General features: G+C 64.1%; 14 protein-coding genes and 1 tRNA gene. 9 read left to right on the forward strand and 6 right to left on the reverse strand.

The window, feature by feature from the left end; genetic code table 11:
- Positions 1-18: 18 nt before the first annotated feature.
- Positions 19-1,233: an OpgC domain-containing protein gene (locus CIT39_RS30185; protein ID WP_094976645.1), complete on the reverse strand. Its 1,215-nt coding sequence runs from the start codon at positions 1,231-1,233 to the stop codon at positions 19-21.
- Positions 1,234-1,557: 324 nt separating this feature from the next.
- Positions 1,558-4,611: an ATP-binding protein gene (locus CIT39_RS30190; RefSeq protein WP_094976644.1), complete on the reverse strand. Its 3,054-nt coding sequence runs from the start codon at positions 4,609-4,611 to the stop codon at positions 1,558-1,560.
- A 288-nt stretch (positions 4,612-4,899) separates the two neighbouring features.
- Between CIT39_RS30190 and CIT39_RS30195 the strand changes: the two genes are divergently transcribed.
- Positions 4,900-5,391: a hypothetical protein gene (locus CIT39_RS30195; protein ID WP_094976643.1), complete on the forward strand. Its 492-nt coding sequence runs from the start codon at positions 4,900-4,902 to the stop codon at positions 5,389-5,391.
- Positions 5,392-5,575: 184 nt separating this feature from the next.
- Here the strand turns inward: CIT39_RS30195 and dusA are convergent, their stop codons facing one another.
- Together dusA and CIT39_RS30205 are read right to left on the reverse strand one after the other, a co-directional pair.
- A complete protein-coding gene (gene dusA / locus CIT39_RS30200; RefSeq protein WP_094976642.1) occupies positions 5,576-6,523 on the reverse strand; it encodes a tRNA dihydrouridine(20/20a) synthase DusA in 948 nt (315 codons plus the stop codon).
- Between the two features lie 574 nt (positions 6,524-7,097).
- Positions 7,098-7,174, reverse strand: a tRNA-Met gene (locus CIT39_RS30205).
- A 276-nt stretch (positions 7,175-7,450) separates the two neighbouring features.
- Here CIT39_RS30205 and CIT39_RS30210 point away from each other — a divergent pair.
- The gene (locus CIT39_RS30210; RefSeq protein WP_094976641.1) at positions 7,451-8,920 is read left to right on the forward strand and encodes a coniferyl aldehyde dehydrogenase; all 1,470 of its coding nucleotides are present in this window, start codon (positions 7,451-7,453) and stop codon (positions 8,918-8,920) included.
- A gap of 140 nt (positions 8,921-9,060) precedes the next feature.
- Entirely contained in the window at positions 9,061-10,659 is a 1,599-nt protein-coding gene (locus tag CIT39_RS30215; protein ID WP_162308758.1) for a GMC family oxidoreductase, read from the forward strand.
- Positions 10,660-10,825: 166 nt separating this feature from the next.
- Here the strand turns inward: CIT39_RS30215 and CIT39_RS30220 are convergent, their stop codons facing one another.
- Positions 10,826-11,587, reverse strand: a complete 762-nt coding sequence (locus CIT39_RS30220) for an SDR family oxidoreductase (RefSeq protein ID WP_094976639.1) — start codon at positions 11,585-11,587, stop codon at positions 10,826-10,828.
- 120 nt (positions 11,588-11,707) lie between these two features.
- On the opposite strand from CIT39_RS30220, the gene CIT39_RS30225 reads away from it, so the two are divergent.
- Positions 11,708-12,220, forward strand: coding sequence for a CvpA family protein (locus CIT39_RS30225; RefSeq protein WP_094976638.1), 513 nt, complete (start codon positions 11,708-11,710; stop codon positions 12,218-12,220).
- A gap of 125 nt (positions 12,221-12,345) precedes the next feature.
- Positions 12,346-13,128, forward strand: coding sequence for an SDR family oxidoreductase (locus tag CIT39_RS30230; protein ID WP_094892909.1), 783 nt, complete (start codon positions 12,346-12,348; stop codon positions 13,126-13,128).
- A gap of 132 nt (positions 13,129-13,260) precedes the next feature.
- Here the strand turns inward: CIT39_RS30230 and CIT39_RS30235 are convergent, their stop codons facing one another.
- On the reverse strand, positions 13,261-13,737 hold the full coding sequence (locus CIT39_RS30235) for a DUF3775 domain-containing protein (protein WP_162308759.1): 477 nt from the start codon (positions 13,735-13,737) through the stop codon (positions 13,261-13,263).
- A 112-nt stretch (positions 13,738-13,849) separates the two neighbouring features.
- Here CIT39_RS30235 and CIT39_RS30240 point away from each other — a divergent pair, with 112 nt between their 5' ends.
- The 4 genes from CIT39_RS30240 to CIT39_RS30255 all read left to right on the forward strand — a co-directional run bounded on the left by CIT39_RS30240 (position 13,850) and on the right by CIT39_RS30255 (position 17,402).
- Complete coding sequence (locus tag CIT39_RS30240) at positions 13,850-14,698, forward strand: MBL fold metallo-hydrolase (RefSeq protein ID WP_162308760.1); 849 nt, start codon at positions 13,850-13,852, stop codon at positions 14,696-14,698.
- A 180-nt stretch (positions 14,699-14,878) separates the two neighbouring features.
- Positions 14,879-15,721, forward strand: coding sequence for a fumarylacetoacetate hydrolase family protein (locus tag CIT39_RS30245; protein ID WP_094976636.1), 843 nt, complete (start codon positions 14,879-14,881; stop codon positions 15,719-15,721).
- Between the two features lie 184 nt (positions 15,722-15,905).
- Positions 15,906-16,517, forward strand: a complete 612-nt coding sequence (locus CIT39_RS30250) for a glutathione S-transferase family protein (RefSeq protein WP_094976635.1) — start codon at positions 15,906-15,908, stop codon at positions 16,515-16,517.
- A gap of 15 nt (positions 16,518-16,532) precedes the next feature.
- Positions 16,533-17,402, forward strand: coding sequence for an MBL fold metallo-hydrolase (locus tag CIT39_RS30255; protein ID WP_094976634.1), 870 nt, complete (start codon positions 16,533-16,535; stop codon positions 17,400-17,402).
- Positions 17,403-17,518: the final 116 nt, after the last annotated feature.

Genomic DNA, 17,518 nt, shown 5'->3' on the forward strand with positions numbered 1-17,518 from the left:
GGACATGCGGACGATGCTTCAGCGGTTCGCGGGAGCCGCGCCGGCGGTCGCGGCCTGCGCGCTCTCGACGATCTCCGGCTCCTCGACCTCGGTCACCTTCACGAACAGGTCCGGCACGCGCTTGGCGCGGTCGAGCAGCCAGGCCGCGCCGATCATGATGGCGATGCCGACGAGGGAGACGGCGAGCTGCTCCCAGACGCCCTTGGTGTATTGCGTCAGGATCCAGTGCGCCGAGAACGACAGGAACACGCCGAGGCAGAAGATCGGCAGCGAATGCTGGCCGCAGAGGATGACGGGCCGCAGCCAGGCCCCGTGCAGCACCCGCCATTTGCGCGAGATGAAATGGGTCACCCAGATCGCCAGCGCCAGGAAGTGCGTGAAGCGCAGCATGTCGAGGTCGGTCTTGTCGATCGGGTAGATCGCCTTGATCATCCATTTCGGGATCAGCGCCTCGAGCGCGGGGACGTGCCAGGTCATCACGATCAGCAGCGCGAACACCAGCCAGGCCGCGGCCAGCCCCATCGCCGCCCTGGACCACACCCATCTGGCGACCTTGTCGATCTGGCCGACGCCGCACCATGCCGCGAACACGAACATCAGCTGCCAGCAGAACGGGTTGAAGTACCAGGTCGTGCCGGGCGGATAGGAAGCGATGTTCCAGTTGAACCAGCGCGACAGCACGTAGAGCACGACGGAGGCGGCGAGCGTCAGGTTCGGCCGGCGCACCAGGCACCAGATCATGAAGGGCGAGACGAGCACCAGCATGATGTAGAGCGGCAGCACGTCGAGATTGACCGGCTTGTATTTCAGCAGGATCGCCTGCCCGATCAGTTCGTCCGGATGTGACAGGAAGTTGAACACGTTGAACTCGTGCTGGTACATCGGATTGTCGAAGCGGCGCGTGGTGCGGGCGATCTGCGCGGTGAACAGCAGGAACAGCATGATGTGCGCGACATACAACTCGGTCGCCCGCCGCCACAGCCGCTTCATCGCGGCGAGAAGCCAGCCGCCGGCAACGATCGGGCCGTAGATCCAGCCGACCAGATAGCCGGAGATGAAGACGAAGAATTCGGCGGCATCGCTGAAGCCGTAATTGCGCAGCGTCAGCCAGGCCACGACGTCGTGCGGGATGTGGTCGAGGAAGATCATCCAAAGGCCGATGCCGCGGAAGAGATCGAGCCTGAGATCGCGCTCGACCGGCGCCAACAAAGCTGACTGGTCCCGCATGATCATGACCCCGCCTCGTCCGGTGGGCGTCGCGCCATGGCGGCGCCGGCAAAATGCGATGCTAAAAAATGCAGATCAAAAGTCATCTGGCCCTGCGGCTAGCACCGACGGTAGCCGACCTCGGCTTCGGTGCAAGGGCTTCGTCACTGCGGTGTGCGAGGCTGCCTCTCGCAGCCGCCCGGCGACGGGCCTGACCAAAAATCTCGAAAACAACCCCATGCACAGTAGCTAACCCTTTGTGCCGCCTATGAGATTTATTCGGCATTTTGGGCACTTTGGGCCGACGGTTCGGTCCGCGGCGGCGCAGTGCAGACCCGATCGGACGCGGCGTCAGATAAGCTCGCTGCCCTGGCCGAGCACCTCGGTCAGCATCGCCTCGGCCTTGCGCTGGAGCGGCCGCGCGCCGCTCTCGGAGGCGATCGCGATGGCGGCGCGCAGGGACGCGAGAATGGCCGCCCTGCTCTCCGCACTGGAGGCCGGCGTCACGACGGCCTCGCCGAACAGGGCCTCGGCCTCGAGGCCCGAAAACCCCTGCTGGCGGGCGGTGTTGCGGGCCTCGCGCAGCATGTTCTGCGCGGCCCTGACGTCGCCGAGGCGGCAGGTCGCGAGCGCAAGATAGATCGAGCTGCGCAGTACCGCCGAGGTATAGCCGACCGCCTTGGCCTCCTCGCGCGCCTCGGCCAGCACGCCGCGCGCCCGGTCGAACAGCCCCTGCTCCAGATAGGCCATGCCGAGGTGACAGGCGAGCACCGGCACGAACAGGCGGATGCCGTGCTTCTGCGCCAGCACAAAACCGTCCTCGAGAATGGCGGCGGCGGCCGCCGCATCGCCCCGGCCGAGCATCAGCCAGCCGCCGCTATAGGCGGCTCCCGCAAGATCATACGGGCGATTGGTCTCTGCGGCGATCGCGGCGGCCTCGCGCTGGAGCTGCTCGGCGGCATCGAACTCGCCCATGACCGTGTGGGTAAAGCTCTTCATCATGCAGCAGAGGAGAAGCAAATACCTTGGAGTCGTCCCGATCGGAGCGCTGGCTTCCGGTCCCGCCAATTGAGCGTGCGCCAATGCCACCGTCCGCTCTGCTTCGTGGTAACGGCCGGCAAGGAAATAGGCTTGCCCGAGACCATATCTTGCGAGATTGAGCCAACCCAGATTGCCCCACCCTTCCGCGAGGCGGACGACCTCTTCATTGACCGCGACCGCTTCGACCGGCGCTCCATAGAAGTTCTTCGCGCCGGCCCTGACCGTCATCGCGGCGACCTTGCGTCCGATGTCATCGATCGCGTCGGCCCGCCGTTCGGCCTCCTTTCCCAGGTCCAGCCACTCGGCGACCTGACCGGACGCGATGAACGCCGAGCGCGCCTCCATCCGCAGATCGATCGCGTCGGCCTCCCGCGGCACCCTCATCGGCGTCTTGTCGAGCGAGCCCATCGCGATCTCGAAATAGTTGGCCGCGTCCGCAAATGCCGACCGGCTCAAACATTTTCGTCCGGCACTCCTGCCGTGGACAAAGGCCTTGTGCCAATCCTTGGCGCGCACCGCGTGATAGCACAGCGTATCGGGCTCATCCGCGCGGGTTTCGTCGCTCTCCAGCGTCCCGAGAATGCGTGTATGAATCTCCTCGCGCACCTTTTCGACCATCGAGTCGTATGTGACCTGGCGAACCATCTCGTGCCGAAATTCGAGTTCATCGCCCAATTCGCTGTCGATCCTGACCAGCAGCTCGGCGCGATCGAGCGCGGCAAGGCAATCCTCGACGCTACCCACGGGAAACTCGACGAGCTTGCGCAGCATGGCTACGCTCGATCGCGGCCCAAGCGCTGCCGCGATCTGCAAGACGGAACGTTCCTGCCGCGACACGCGATCGAGGCGTGCTGCGATCACGCCCTGGATGCTCGAGGGGATGCCGAGCTCGTCGATGGGACGCATGAGCGCGAGATCGCCCCATTGGCCGCGAAGCGTTCCACTATCCCTCAGCCCGCGGCAGACCTCCTCGATGAACAGAGGGACATTGGCCGTGTGCGAAATGATCCGGCTCTTGAGATCGTCGTTCGCGGTAGAGGGACCGAGCATGTCTGCCAGCATAGCCAGCCCCGAATCGTCATCGAGGGGCCGCATCGCCACGATTTCGGCGCGGCAGCGCGCGATCCACACCGGCATTCCGTTCGGCCTGGAGGTGAGGAGCACGAGAAGACCGGGCGCCTGCAACGAAGCAATCGCGGCCACGACCGTATCGCTGGCCCGGTCGATCCAATGCAGGTCCTCGAGCAAAAGGACCGCTCGCTGACGGCGAGCGAGGCCCTCGACGACGGCGCAGCTCGCATCGGAAATCGCGCGCCCCCGTGCGTGAGGCTCCAGCTCATTCCACTCAGGCTCCGAGATCGGCAGGTCCAGCACGGCGTCGAGGGCGCTTTGCTGGATCGGCGGCAGACCGCTTCGCGGGTCCCCGGAGCCATCCGGATCCTTCCCGGCCGCCTCCAGCAACGAGAGCAAGAGGCGCTTCAGCGTACTGAACGGAGCGCCCTGGAGGTTCGGGCTGCATTCGGCATCGACCAGGCGCCAGCCATCGGCCTTGCGTTCCTGGGCGAACTCGTGCGCCAGCCGCGACTTGCCGATGCCCGCATCACCCAGCAGCAGAACCGTCTGACGGCTGACACCCACACTTCCTGCGGCGCGGCTGAGCAGCGCGCGCTCTGTGACACGATCGACGAACCGTGAAACGCTGCGCGCGCGCCGCACCCGCCAACTCGAAAGATCGCTGGCGCCGACGATTCGATAGACCGGCAGGGGCTGGTTGAAGCCACGCAGGGTCCTGCCGCCCAGGAATTCAAACCGGACATGCCCATCCGCGAGCTTCTGGCAGGCTTCCGACACATAGATCTGATTCGCTTCCGCCGCCGATTCCAGCCGCGCTGCCAGATGCTGGGCGGCCCCGCCGATCTCGTAGACCTTGGAAAATTCGCTGGCGACCATGTAGGCGACGACATGTCCGGAATGGAGGCCAACCCGCACCTGCAGGCCGGAATCGCCGAGGCTCCCGACGCGCCGGACGAGTTCGAGCGCCGCATGGCAGGCCAGCGGGGCATGGTTGTCGTCCGCGATGGGAGCGCCGAACACCGCGGCGATCCCATCACCGAGCTCCTTGCTGACAATGCCCCCGAACTGACGCACCGCCCCTCTCATCGCGGCCAGGGCCGGCTCAAGGCGCGAGATCGCCTCCTCCGGCTCCAGCTCGGCCACCAGCCCGGTCGAATCTATGACGTCGGCACGAAGAATGGTGACGAACCGGCGTTCGCTATCGGGATCGGAACGTCGCACGGCCAGCCCGCATTTCGCGCACCAGCTATCGCTCGGGTCGATCGTCGCCTGACATGCGACACAATGCATTCCGGAGCCTTCAAAAGTCACGACGGCATCCCATGCCGACCGGTGCTCGCGGCGGAGCCTAGCGTAGAATACCTATCGGGACATGCATGGCAATCGAACTTGCCGCGAAACATAGCTGTGTCGTCCAAGGTGGCTCTCTGGACGAAATGCATTTTCGGGTGGTAGCTTTGCGTCGCGCGAAAATGGGGCCGCGCGTTGGTCGGGCGCCGAGGCTTTCATAACGGCCGAAGAGCTTTTGCTGGGCTGCACGATTCCCTGATTGATTAGATCGTATCGAAGGACAAGACGATGGGCGGAAAGCCATATAGCGGCAAGGCATTTCGAGACTTGATGAACGCCAATTATTATCCCCTGGCGAACATGAAAAAGAGCGTCGCCAAGCTGAAGGCGTCCGATGACATCGACCTGCCGACCCTGGAATACGGCCAGTACCATTTGATCTTGAACCCGCCATCGAGATGGCCACAGGGAAGCGCCAGGTACTGGCACAAGGAAAAGGGCCGGGCCCGCCTCGACCTCAGCACCCAGCCGAACACGGTCCCGCTGTCCAGGGACGAGGCAGGCGTGATTCCCCTGACGCGGTGCGATCTGCTCGATGCCTGCGTCCGGAAATGCTTCAACTCCGAGCCGCCGATCCCGATGAAGACCAACATCATCGTCCACGCGCCGAGCGACGCCTATGCCCACCGGCACGAGATCCGGCTGGAGTGGGAATACAAGAAGGGCTCGGACAAGCCGACGCTGCTCTATCTGACGATGGTCTGTCCGTACAAGGATTGATCCACCATCCCAGCCCCCGGAAGCGAATGCCTTCGACCTAGGCGCCTGCTTCGCCGAGGTGAAAGGAAACGGTCCGTTGCCGCCGCGCGCGCATGGGCGCGCGGCCCGGGAGATCGGTCAGGCTGTTATCGCGAAAAGGTTACAACAGGCGAAGCGCGAAGTTTTCCAGGCCACGGACGACGCATTAAGCAGCCTGCGTGAACGCCAGCTTACCGATCGCATCTCTCAATACGCTAATGTCTGCCCCCCGCAGTGTCCCTTGCTCGGCAAGATGTCGGCGGAACGATCGCGCGCCAGGGACTGCGTGGAATGCGCCGACGAAATGCCGCGTGATCGCGTGCAACCGCGTGCCGCGTGAAAGCTGCCGCTCGACATAGGGTATCATCGCCTCGAGCGCATCCTGCATGGTTTCGTGAGGCGGCACCTCGCCGAAGATGTCGGCATCCACCGAGAGTAACCGCCACGGCTCCTGATATGCCGCGCGGCCCAGCATCACGCCGTCGACATGCGCAAGATGCCCTCTCGCCTCGTCGATGCTCAAGATGCCGCCATTGATGATGATGGGCACGTCCGGCATTGCGCGCTTGAGACGATAGACGCGGTCATAGTCGAGCGGCGGGATGTCACGGTTCTCTTTCGGTGACAGGCCGTTGAGCCAGGCCTTCCGCGCATGCACGATCAGCGCATCGCAACCCGCGGCGACCACTGCCCGCGCCAGCGTATCGAGCGCGACTTCAGGATCCTGGTCGTCGATCCCGATGCGGCATTTCACCGTAACGGGAATGGCGACCGCCCGTTTCATCGCGGCGACGCCCTCGGCCACCAATTGCGGCTCCGCCATCAGGCAGGCACCGAAGCGACCGTCCTTCACCCGATCGGACGGACAGCCGACATTGAGATTGATCTCGTCATAGCCGAAGCCCTCGCCGATCCGCGCTGCCTCCGCGAGGTCGCCGGGATTCGAGCCGCCAAGCTGCAACGCGACCGGGTGCTCGATCTGGTCGAACCCAAGCAGCCGTTCCCGATCGCCATGAATGACGGCGCCGGTCGTGAGCATTTCCGTATAGAGCAACGCCGACCGGGACAGGTGACGGTGGAACACCCGACAATGGCGGTCGGTCCAATCCATCATGGGAGCCACGGAAAAGCGACTTGGCGAGATCTGCAAACTTGCTGCCTTCTTGGAGGAACGTGCTTCCGGTCTGGGAAATACCGCGGGGGTCACCACAATTCAACCCGAGCCGGCCCTGGCAATGCCTGAACCAAGCAGGTCTTTTTGCGCGCAGAGCTCTGCAAATCGATGCGCAGCAGGAAGCGATCTCTTCGATATTTTCGAGATCCAACGATCCCTGAAAAAGGACAGGGATGATCCATTGTCAGGCTGCCGTGGAGAAGCTGGCGCGTTCGAATTCGCAACAAGGGCATTTCGAGAAAGAGAAGATGCCGAAGCGTGGGGATTGGCGCTGGCGCGCGAAATCGATCTGACGAGGCTGGCAGGACCAGACAGCGCTTGCCTGAAAGCATTCGACCAATGCTTGGCCCGCCGAAGCTTTCGGAGCTCCCGCGCGCTGACGTCGTCGGGTATGGCCGCAAACGGTCTCAGGATGGAGCGGCGCCGCGACGACCCTGCCCGCACATTCCCCCGAAACAGAAATGGCCCGCGCGATGCGGGCCATTTTCGTATCGGATCCGGTAAAATCCGAATTTGGTTGCGGGGATAGGATTTGAACCTATGACCTTCAGGTTATGAGCCTGACGAGCTACCGGGCTGCTCCACCCCGCGTTAAACACTTGCTTTGCCTTCAGCTGGATCCCGGGGACGGTTGGTTGAGGCCGGCGCTGTTCGCGTGGCTTTTCTCGTCCGTCCCAAAGGCTTCCTTGGAAGGCAACCCGGGGCAAAGCCCGTCGGGTGCTGGGCGTATGTATCAAGGCGGGCTGTCTTTGGAAAGGGCTGCGGGAACGTTTTTTTCGACTTTATGACAGGGGAATCGACCAATTTCCGCTGCGTTCCCCGCGCTCTTGCCAGAAGTTCCACAAAGGGCCAGCTTGCGGCAACAAGATGAGGGCCGAAACGCACCCTCGTGGGAGGAACGCCGTGGACAAATCCCTGACGAGCGCCCCGATCGGAGCGCTGGAGGAAGCCTTCCACGCCATGGTCGCACGGTCGCGGGACGAGCCGCCGGCCGGCCTTGCCGAGCGGCTCGACCGGCTGGCGCGGCTGCGGGCCGTGGTCGCCGACAACGAGGAGCGTTTCCGGCAGGCGATCTCGGCCGATTTCGGCCACCGCTCGGCGGTCGAGACCACCATCGCCGAGACGATGCTGGTGTTTTCCGAGATCCGGCACGCCACAAAACACCTGAAGAGCTGGATGACGCCGCAGCGGGTCGCGACCGCGCTGCAATTCCTGCCCGCGCGCAACCGGCTGATACCGCAGCCGCTCGGCGTCGTCGGCATCATCGCGCCCTGGAACTATCCGCTCCAGCTCACGCTCGCGCCGGCGATCGGCGCGCTCGCCGCCGGCAATCGCGTCCTGATCAAGCCGAGCGAGCTCACGCCGCATTTCGCAGGCCTGCTGAAGGAGACGGTCGCCGCGCGATTCGATGCGACCGAGCTGCTGGTCACCGGCATCGAGGGCGAGATCGCAGAGGCGTTTGCGCGCCTGCCGTTCGATCACCTCGTGTTCACCGGCTCGACCCGGGTCGGGCGAATCGTGGCGGAGGCCGCGGGGCGTAACCTCACGCCGGTCACCCTCGAGCTCGGCGGCAAGTCGCCTGCGATCATCGACGCCTCGGCCGACCTCGACGAAGCGGCCGAGCGCATCGCCTACGGCAAGCTGCTCAATGCCGGGCAGACCTGCATCGCGCCGGACTATGTGCTGGTGCCGGAGCAGGCGTTGCAGGCCTTTGCCGAGAAGGTGCGCGCGCAGATGCGGCGGATGTTCGGCACCGATCCCTCGAACAAGGACTACAGCTCGATCATCTCGGACCGGCATTACGCCCGGCTCGAAGGCCTCGTTGCGGACGCGGCGCAGCGCGGCGCAAAAATCCTGCAACCGGCGAAGGCGGACGACCCGAACTGGAAGGCCCACCGCAAATTCCCGCCGACGCTGATCGTCGGTGCGACCGAAGCGATGGCGGCGATGCAGGAGGAGATTTTTGGGCCAGTTCTCCCGATTCTCGGCTATGGCGATCCCAGTGATGCCATCGCTTTCATCAACCATCGCGACCGGCCGCTGGCGCTGTACTGGTTCGGCAAGGACGGCGCCGCGCGCGACGAGGTGCTGGCGCGCACCATATCCGGCGGCGTTACCATCAACGACTGCCTGTTTCACTTCACGCAAATCAACCAGCCGATGGGCGGCGTCGGCGCATCCGGCACCGGCGCCTATCACGGCGAATGGGGCTTTCGCACGTTCAGCAAGCTGAAGCCGGTGTTCTATCGCTCCAAGTTCAACCGCCTCGCCGATCTCTATCCGCCCTATGGCGGCAGGATCGCGCGACTGGAGAAATTGATGCGGTTCATGTCGTAGGGGCAGTCATTCCGGGGCGCGCGTAGCGCGAGCCCGGAATCCATCTATCGGCATCAATTGTGGTGAATGGATTCCGGGCTCGCGCTACGCGCGCCCCGGAATGACGAAACAACAAAAAGCTCGCAATGGGGGAAACATCAGTGACTGACACATTCGATTTCGTCGTCGTGGGCGCGGGCTCCGGCGGATGCGCCGTGGCGGGGCGGCTGTCCGAGGATGCGGCGACGTCCGTGGCGCTGCTCGATGCCGGCGGCAAGAACGACAGCTGGCGGATCACCACGCCGTTCGGACTCGCGCTGCCCTACGGCGCGGCCAACTGGGCTTTCGACACGGTGCCGCAAAAGGGATTGAACGGCCGCATCGGCTATCAGCCGCGCGGCAGGGGCCTCGGCGGCTCCTCGGCGATCAACGCCATGGTCTACATCCGCGGCCATCGCTCCGACTACGACCACTGGGCCTCGCTCGGCAATGCCGGCTGGTCGTATGCGGACGTGCTGCCTTATTTCAAGCGCTCGGAGAACAATTCCGATTTCGACGGCGAGTATCATGGCAAGGGCGGCCCGCTGCATGTCAACAGGCTGCGCTCGGACAATCCGATCCATGACGTCTTCCATCAAGCCGCGCGAGAGGCGCAGTTTCGCATCCGCGACGACTTCAATGGTGAGGACCATGAAGGGCTCGGCAGCTACCAGGCGACGCAGCACAATGGCGAGCGCTGGAGCGCGGCGCGGGCTTATGTTCAGCCTCACACGGACAAGCGCGCGAATCTGCGCGTCGAGACGGGCGCACACGCCACGAAAATCCTGTTCGAAGGAGGGCGCGCGGTCGGCATCGAATATCTGCAGGGCAAGCAGACGAAGCAGCTGCGCGCGCGCCGCGAGGTGATCCTTGCCGGCGGCGCCTTCCAGTCGCCGCAATTGCTGATGCTGTCGGGCATCGGCGACGGCGATGCGCTTCGAACGCACGGCATTGACGCCGTCCATCATCTGCCGGGCGTCGGGCGCAATCTGCAGGACCACCCGGATTTCGTGTTCGTCTACGCCTCCGATTATCCGCACTTTGTTCATGCCTCGCTCGGCCGGCTGCCATCCCTGCTCCGCGCCATCCAGCAATATCGCCGCGAACGGCGCGGCCTGATGACCAGCAATTTTGCCGAGTGCGGCGGCTTCTTGAAAACCCGGCCTGACCTCGACGTACCCGACATCCAGCTCCACTTCGTCATCGCGATGCTCGACGACCACGGCCGTAAAAAGCACAAGGAGGCGGGCTTCTCGTGCCATGTCTGCCTGCTACGGCCGAAGAGCCGCGGCAGCGTCTGGCTGAAAAGCGCCGATCCGCTCGCGGCGCCGATGATCGATCCGAATTTCCTCGGCGAGGAAGAAGATGTCGAGGGGATGGTCGCAGGCTTCAGGACCACGCGCCGCCTGATGGAGACGCCGGCGCTGCGCGCGCTGCAGAAGAAGGACATGTTCACGTCCGACGTCCGAACCGACGACGACATCCGCAACATTTTGCGCGAGCGCGTCGACACCGTCTATCACCCCGTCGGCACCTGCAAGATGGGGATGGATGCGATGGCCGTGGTCGATCCGGCACTGAAGGTGCACGGGGTCGAAGGATTACGCATCGTCGACGCTTCGATCATGCCGACGCTGATCGGCGGCAACACCAACGCGCCGACCATCATGATCGGGGAGAAGGCGGCAGACATGATCAGGGCGGAGATGAAGGCGAGTTGAGCGACGGTGTCGCGCCATCCTCCGCTGTCATCCCCGCGAAGGCGGGGATCAATAACCACAGGCTATCCTGTGGGGTAAACAGGCAACTCCAAATCTTCGCAAAACTGCTTCCTGTGGCTACGGATCCCGGGCTCGCGCTGCGCGCGCCCCGGGACGACAGCAGCGTTCAATTCAGCAAGAACCCGCCATCGACCGTCACCACGCTTCCCGTCATGTACCGCGACGCCTGTGATGCCAGCAGCAGGATCGCGCCGTCGAGATCGGACTCGGCGCCGACGCGGCGCTGCGGGATGCGTTTGGCCAGGCGCTCGCCGGCCGGCGTCGACCAAAAGGCGTGGTTCATCTCGGTGTCGATATAGCCGGGCGCGAGCGCGTTGATGCGGATGTTCTGGCCGGCGAGCTCCAGCGCCATCGCTTTCGTCGCCTGGATGATGCCGGCCTTGGAGATCGCGTAAGGTGACACCGCCTTCAACACGCCGGTGCCGAGCACGGAGGCGATGTTGACGATGTTGCCTGACTGCTTGCGCGCGATCATGCGCCGTGCGACTTCCGTTGCCAGGAAATAGGCGCCCTTCAGATTGGCGCCGATCACCGCGTCCCAATCCGCTTCGGTCTGCTCGGTCGCAAGCTTCTCGATGGCGATGCCGGCATTGTTGATCAGCACGGTGACGGGACCGAGCACGGCCTCCGCCGCGTCGACGGCCCGCGCGATCGAGGCGGTGTCGGTGACGTCGAGCGCGACCGCGGCGGCGCGGCCGCCCTTGCCGCGGATCTCCTCCTCCAGGCTCTTCAGCTTGCCGGCCTGACGCGCCGCGAGCGCGACCGCCGCCCCATGGGCCGCCAGCACCCGGGCAAATTGCCGCCCCAGCCCCTGGCTCGCGCCCGTGACGAGGATGGTTTCTTTACTGACGTCGAATAGGCCTGACATGACGATTTCCCCGGCGTAACCCTCGAGCTTTTGGAGCCATCAATACAGACGATTTTATCGATCTGAAACCGGAATGATCGGTCCGGCGTTCATTCGTTTAACCGAGGCGAGTTTCTTCTGATGAACAGTTTCGATCTCGCGGTTTATGCCGCGCTCGCCATCGCAGTCGGCTTCGGTTTCAGGACCGGCCTGCTCCGCAGCGCCATGACCATCCTCGCCTATCTGCTCGCCGCGCCGATCGCGGTGGCGCTGATGCCGTTGATCGTGCCGCAGATCGCCGGCAACCCGAATGCGCCATTGCTGCAGAACTGGATCTGGCTGTTCGGCATCTTCGTGGTGGTCGGCATGCTGTTCGGCTATATCGGCGGCCTGGCGCTGAACGACACGATCCGCGACGCCGGCATCGGCGACCGGCTCGGCGGCGCCGCGCTCGGCGCCGTCAGGGTCGGCCTCGTCGCCACCACGCTGGTGCTGGTGTTCGACCAGATCGTGCCGGCCAACAAGCAGCCGCCCTTCCTCGCCGGCTCATATCTGCGGCCGCTGTTCTCGACGGCGGGTCAGATGGGCTTCAAGTCGCTGCCACCGGAGGCGGCCTCGGCGATCGACCGCCTCAAGCAGGAACGACGGATCTAGAGCGCATTTGCATCGCCGCGCCGGGCGCCATGCATTTTGACGCGGGCCCATGCCTTATCAGCGGCGCCGATGTTGGCTAGAGTGCCGCCATCCAAAACCTGCCTGCATTTTACGGGAGTGAAACAGTGGATCTTGGGATCAAAGGTCGCCGCGCCATCGTCTGTGCATCCAGCAAAGGCCTCGGGCGTGCCTGCGCCATCTCGCTGGCGGAGGCCGGCGTCGACGTCACGCTCACCGCGCGCGGCGCCGAAGCCTTGAAGAAGACGGCGGACGAGATCCGGAAAGCCTATCCTGGCGTGAAGGTCACCGAGATCGTCGGCGACATCACGACGCCGGCCGGCCGCGAGGCGGTGCTGAAGGCGTGCCCCGAGCCCGACATCCTCATCAACAATGCCGGGGGCCCGCCGCCCGGCGATTTCCGCAACTGGACCCGCGACGACTGGATCAAGGCGATCGACGCCAACATGCTGACGCCGATCGAGCTGATCAAGGCGACCGTGGACGGCATGATGGCGCGCAAATTCGGCCGCATCGTCAACATCACCTCGGCCGCGGTGAAGGCGCCGATCGACATCCTCGGCCTCTCCAACGGCGCGCGCGCCGGCCTCACCGGCTTCATCGCCGGCCTGTCGCGCAAGACCGTGATCAACAACGTCACCATCAACGGCCTGCTGCCCGGCCCGTTCGAGACCGATCGCCTGACCAGCACCGCTAAGGGTGAAGCCGACAAGCGCGGCACAACGCCCGAGCAGATCCTGGCCGAGCGCGCCAAGCTCAACCCCGCCGGCCGCTTCGGCCAGCCCGACGAATTCGGCTACGCCTGCGCCTTCCTGTGCGGTGCCAAGGCCGGCTTCATCACGGGCCAGAACATCCTGCTGGATGGCGGCGCTTTCCCGGGCACGCTGTAATCCACCATCGCATCCACAACGGCCATTTCACAGAAGATCGTCATGCCCGGGCCTTCGCCTCGCCGAAGCGGCTTCGGCCGCGCAGGCGGGCAAGCCCGGCCATGACGATGGGAAGGCGTCAGAGCCCGATCATCAGCGCTGCTTTGTCGGCTCGTCTTCGTCCTGCTGACTGGGAGCGGAGGAATCGGCCGTCGTGCGCTCGTCGGTCCAGTCGATGCCGAATTCGTCGAGCCCGTTGGCGAGCAGATCGCCCAGCATGGGGTCGCCGAGCAGATAGCGCACGGTTTCGCGGCGCGGACTGCCGTACTCAGCTCGCGCCTCCACCGCGCGGGCGCGCAAATCATCCCAATCGTCGATCGTGCCGTCGCCGCGGCCGAGCCAGGTCAGCGCGACGAGATCAAGCTGCTCGTCCTCGTTCAAGGCGATGATGAAGCCGCCGAGCTCCTGGACGACGGGATCGGAGCCGTCGTCCTCCAGGACATCGAGCGCATCGTCATCGCCAGGGTTGGAGCCGGAATCCGGATCGGAATTCCCTTCCTTGACGTCGAACTCACGTGCCTTCTCGATGATGAACGCGAGCTTTTCAGCCGATATTGCAAGCTCTGGCATGGCTCTCCTCCGGTTCCCGCGATAACGCCGCATCGCGTCAGATGATCCATTGCGGATTATGGCGGAAAACCGCATGTTTCGGCGCCAAAGCAATAAAATGGGAGGGCGCCGGATGCAGTGGAAGGTCGGGCAGGTCAAAATCACCAAAGTTGTGGAGCTGGAGACGGTCGGCTCGACCCGCTTCATCCTGCCGCTCGCTGATAACGCCGAGATCCAGAAGCTGCCCTGGCTGATCCCGCATTTCGCCACCGACGAGGGCCGGCTGAAAATGTCGATCCATTCGCTGGTGGTGGAGACGCCGTCGCGCCGCATCGTGGTCGACACCGGCCTCGGCAACGACAAGCAGGGCCGCAACGTGCCGACCTGGAACAGCCGTACCACGCCGTTCCTGGAGACCATGGCCGCGGCGGGCTTTGCCCCTGAAAGCATCGACACCGTGCTGTGCACACATCTTCATGTCGACCATGTCGGCTGGAATACGAAGCTGGTCGGCGGAAAGTGGGTGCCGACCTTTGCGAACGCGCGCTACGTTTTCGGCAGGACCGAATACGAGCATTGGCGCGAGCATTCGACCGAGCCGGACAAGGCGGCGGTGTTCAATGATTCCGTGCAGCCGATCGTCGATGCCGGCAAGGCCGATCTGATCCCGGACGATCATCAGCTGTGCGAAGAGATCAGCATGATCCCGACCCCCGGCCACAGTCCCGGCCATATGAGCATTCTCATCCGATCGGACGGCGAGCAGGGCCTGCTGACTGGCGACGTCGCCCATCACCCATGCCAGATGGCGCATCTCGACTGGTCCTCGACCGCGGATTCCGACCAGACGCAGTCAGCTGCGACGCGGGCAACGCTGTTCGGCCGCTTTGCCGACACGCCGACGCTGGTGATCGGCGGGCACTTTTCGGCCGGACATATCAGGCGGGATGGAGACGCCTTCAGGTTTGTGGCGCTTGGATGATCCCCTGTCCCGGACGCGGTGCAGCGTGCAACGCTGCTCCGCAGAGCCGGGGCACGAGACTGGTCCCGCCTACCGAATTTCGAGGGCTGCAATGCGCCCCTCTCTGGGCGGTTGAATTTCCCGGCGCCCTGTTCCATGAAGCTGTTAACCGATCGGTCCAATCTCCAGGGAGAAACGAGAATGAAGCTTGTTCGTTACGGCGAAAAGGGTGCGGAAAAGCCCGGCCTGATCGACAAATCCGGCCAGTTGCGCGACCTGTCGGCGCATCTGAAGGACCTCACCGGCGAGGCCTATTCGCCCGAGAGCCTGAAGAAGCTGGCAGGCCTCGATCCTGCCTCGCTGCCCGGGGTCTCCGGCAAGCCCCGTTTCGGCGCCCCCGTGACCGGCATCTCGAAATTCGTTGCGATCGGCCTCAACTACAGCGACCACGCCAAGGAAACCGGCGCCGCGATCCCGACCGAGCCGATCATCTTCCTGAAGGCGAACACCTCGCTGTCCGGTCCGAACGACGCGGTCGAGAAGCCGCGCGGCTCGACCAAGCTCGACTGGGAAGTCGAGATCGCCGCCATCATCGGCACCCGCGCCAAGTACGTCTCGGAAGCCGACGCGCTGAACTACGTCGCCGGCTATTGCGTCTGCAACGACGTCTCCGAGCGCAACTTCCAGACCGAGCGCCTGGGTCAGTGGACCAAGGGCAAGTCGCACGACACGTTCGGCCCGCTCGGCCCCTGGCTCGCCACCAAGGACGAGATCAAGGACGTGCAGGACCTGTCGATGTGGCTGGACGTCAACGGCCAGCGCCGCCAGACCGGTTCGACCAAGACCATGATCTTCTCCATGGCCAAGTGCATCTCCTATGTCTCGCAGTTCATGACGCTGCTGCCCGGCGACGTCATCACCACCGGCACGCCGCCCGGCGTCGGCCTCGGCATGAAGCCGCCGACCTTCCTCAATGTCGGTGACGTCGTGACCCTCGGCATCGAGGGCCTCGGCGAGCAGAGGCAGGAGATTATCGCGGCGTAAGCGGTCCGCCCTCATCCTGAGGAGCGCGCAAAGCGCGCGTCTCGAAGGATGCGCCAAGAACACAGTCGCCCGACGTTCGCGCCGGGTGACGAGAGAACACCTCCCGCTGCCATCCTTCGAGACGCGCGCCAAGGGGCGCGCTCCTCAGGATGAGGACCGTCTGTCTGGATAGAGGTTATTTCCCATGAAACTCTCTTTTTCCCCCGCTTCGCCCTTCGCCCGCAAGGTGCGCATCGCTGCGATCGAGCTTGGGCTGATCGACAAGATCGAATTCACGCCCGCAAGCGTCGCGCCGGGCACGGCCAATGAGGACTATTCCAAGATCACGCCGCTGAAGAAGCTGCCGGTGCTGATCACCAATGACGGCGACGTGATTTTGGACTCCTACGTCATCGTCGAATATCTCAACGAAATCGCCGGCGGCGCCCTGATCCCCGGTTACGGTCCCGCGCGCTGGAAGGCCAAGACCAATCATTCCCTGCTCAACGGCATGCTCGATTCCATGCTGCTTTGCCGCTACGAGAAGATGGTGCGGCCGCAGGGCCTGCAATGGCAGGCATGGTCGGACGACCATTGGAACAGGGCGTGGACCGGCATGGCGCGGTTCGAGAACATGCCTGAGGTTCTGAACGGCCCGTTCGACATCTCGCAGATCGGCCTCGTTTGCGTGCTCGGCTATGCCGACTTCCGCTTCGCCGATTGCGGCTGGCGCAAGGCCTATCCGAAGCTCGATGCCTTCCATCAGAAGATGCTGCAGCGGCCCTCGGTCAAGATCTCGGTGCCGCCGGCAGCGTAAGCAACTGGAGTCCTCATGAGCCTGAAGTTCTCGGTCGGCGATCTCACCATCCATCGCATCATCGAGCAGGAGACGACTTTCCTGCCGGCGCTGGAGATGTTGCCGGGTTTGACGCCAGAGGTGCTGGCGGAGAACCGCGCATGGATGCAGCAAGCAAAGGCGCTGGACGAGCAGGATACGCTGATCCTGTGTTTCCAGTCCTATGTGATCAAGACGCCGCATCACACCATTCTGGTCGACAGCTGCATCGGCAACGACAAGCCGAGGCCGCAGCGGGCGAAATGGAACATGAAGACCGATGACACCTACCTGCGCGGACTCGCGAGCGCGGGCTTTTCGCCTGACGACATCGACTTCGTGATGTGCACGCATCTGCATGTCGATCACGTCGGCTGGAACACGCGAATGGAGAACGGCCGCTGGATGCCGACCTTCCCCAAGGCGCGCTACGTGTTCGGCAAGCAGGAGTTCGACTACTGGACGGAGCAGAATGCGAAGGCACCTGTGCCGCCCTTCGTCGATAGCGTGCTGCCGGTGGTCGAGGCGAAGCGCCATGAAGTCGTCGGCAAAGATCATCAAATCGGCGACCACGTCCGCATCCTGCCGACGCCGGGCCACACGCCCGGCCACGTCGCGTTCACCTTTGGTCGCGGCAAAGACGACGCTGTCTTCAGTGGCGATCTCATGCACTCGCCGATCCAGACGCTCTATCCGGAAATGTCGGTGAAGTTTGACGTCGACCCGGCCGCGGCGGCAACGACACGCCGCAACTTCCTGGAGCGCTATTGCGACACCGACACGCTGTGCTGCACCGCGCATTTCCCCTCGCCATCGGTGGGGAAGATCAGGCGCAAGGGCAGCGGCTTCGTCTGCGCGGCGCTGTAGCAGGATTGCCGATCACCACGTCATGCCCGGGCTTGTCCCGGGCATCCACGTTCTTACAATCCATCGGCAACGAAGAACGTGGATGGCCGGGACATAGGCGAGCGGAAGCGACGCCG

The organism is Bradyrhizobium symbiodeficiens, assembly GCF_002266465.3.
Lineage (GTDB): Bacteria > Pseudomonadota > Alphaproteobacteria > Rhizobiales > Xanthobacteraceae > Bradyrhizobium > Bradyrhizobium symbiodeficiens.